The organism is Melaminivora alkalimesophila (genome assembly GCF_000282995.1).
Taxonomy (GTDB): domain Bacteria; phylum Pseudomonadota; class Gammaproteobacteria; order Burkholderiales; family Burkholderiaceae_C; genus Melaminivora; species Melaminivora alkalimesophila.
The window spans coordinates 1-701 of the sequence record NZ_ALEE01000681.1 but is presented as its reverse complement, the minus strand read 5'-3'; the positions used below and the strand labels follow the sequence as shown (position 1 = coordinate 701).

General features: G+C 73.9%; 2 protein-coding genes. Both read right to left on the bottom strand.

Annotated elements, in window-relative coordinates; genetic code table 11:
- A partial coding sequence (locus A612_RS13270; RefSeq protein WP_040436914.1) for a hypothetical protein occupies positions 1-220 on the bottom strand: 220 nt, incomplete at its 3' end.
- A gap of 71 nt (positions 221-291) precedes the next feature.
- A partial coding sequence (locus A612_RS13265; RefSeq protein ID WP_338131811.1) for a response regulator transcription factor occupies positions 292-701 on the bottom strand: 410 nt, incomplete at its 5' end.

Genomic DNA, 701 nt, shown 5'->3' with positions numbered 1-701 from the left:
GGGCCGGCAGCCGCAGCGGCTCCGCGGCATTCACCAGGGCGCGCGTCTGCTCCGCCAGGGCCTGCCAGGCCTGTGCCCGCGGCAGCCACCAGCGCTGCAGCGCCGCCACCGCCGCCGCGGTGCCCACCGCCCAGCCCAGCGCCAGCAGCGGCGCGCCGCGCAGCGCCAACTCCGCAAAGCGTGCCCGCTCGGGCGCCGGCAGTGGCAGGCCCACCAGCACCAGCCCGAGCAGCAGGCAGGCGCCCAGCGCCAGCCCCGCCGCCAGCCCCGCCCGCAGGAGCAGACCGCGCCTCAGGACGGCCTCCCCACCATCTCCGCCACCTTCTGCACCAGCTCGCGCGTGGAAAAGGGCTTGGTCATGTAGCCGTCGGCGCCCAGCGCGAGGCCCTTGCTGATGTCGGTGTCGCGCCCCTTGGCGGTGAGCATCAGGATGCGCACCCCTTCCAGCTCCGGGTCGGCGCGCACCTCCTGGCAGACCTCGAAACCGGTCCTGCCGGGCATCATCACATCCAGCAGCACCAGCGCCGGCCGCTCGCGCCGCAGCGTCGCCAGCGCCTCGTCGCCATCGGCGGCGAGCAACACCTCGTAGCCCTCGCGCCTGAGCAGGTATTCCAGCGAAACGACGATGTTCGGCTCGTCGTCGGCCACCAGCACCTTGTGTGTCATGTCTCCCGTCCTTTCTCCCCGGCGGTCGCCGGCCG